This is a genomic window from Ligilactobacillus equi DSM 15833 = JCM 10991 (assembly GCF_000615765.1).
Taxonomy (GTDB): Bacteria; Bacillota; Bacilli; order Lactobacillales; family Lactobacillaceae; genus Ligilactobacillus; species Ligilactobacillus equi.
The window spans coordinates 1-874 of sequence record NZ_BAMI01000140.1; the positions used below are offsets into that span (position 1 = coordinate 1).

Annotated in this window: 1 protein-coding gene; it reads left to right on the top strand. The window is 34.7% G+C overall.

All coding sequences use genetic code 11. From position 1 onward, the window contains the following. Window positions 1–51: 51 nt before the first annotated feature. Window positions 52–874: IS982 family transposase (locus tag JCM10991_RS11800; RefSeq protein ID WP_025021597.1), on the top strand; the 823-nt coding region annotated here is incomplete at its 3' end.

The window sequence follows — 874 nt, forward strand, 5'->3', positions numbered from 1 at the left end:
AAGGGTTAAACTCTAAATAAAAAAACTAAAAACCAAAAAAGGAGTCAAACCATGTTAAGCTACTTCAAGATTAATAGTAATGTTCAAACTTTTCAAGAGTTATTTTCCCAATACTGGCTACTTTTCGATAAATTAATTAAAAAGTATGTACCTCTTAAGTACCAAAATAGAAGGAATATCGAACATACTAAAATTTCTGATGCTTCAATCATGGCTATGATGTGCCTTAAAGTACAGTACCGTATATCATCTTGGATTAGTTTTTACCGCTTATTTAAGCTTACTTTGCCTAATGAACCAATGCTTGAATATTCTCGTCTTTTACGAAGAAGAAAGCGTCTTACCCTTTATTTTCAGTTAATTAGACAGGGACTGCTGACTCAAACATCAATAAGCACTATGGCGATAATGGATAGTTTCCCGTTACCACTTTGCCAACCTATTAGAAACAGAAGAGCTAAAATTTTTAGTGAAGTCGCTAATATCGGCTATAGCGCAACTAAAAAGGTTTATTTGTACGGCTTTAAAATTCATATGGTAGTAAGCATTAATGGCTTAATTTTGAAATACGAAGTTACATCTGCATCAGTCAATGACGCCAAAGTAGCTTCAGAATTAATAGCTGACTGCCCATGTTCTCAAGTTTTAGCGGACGTTGGCTACATTGGTGAAAAGATAGTCCAAGAATTTAGAGAAATGGGTTATCAATTATGGACACCGTTTCGGTCTAACATGAAAGGTGCCAAACGGCACAATAATTCATTACTTAATCAAATTCGCCGAAGAATTGAAACGTGCTTTTCACAGTTGAAATTATACGGTAGCGAAGAGACTCATAACCGTAGTTTAGAAGGGTTTCAAGCCGATTTTGAAT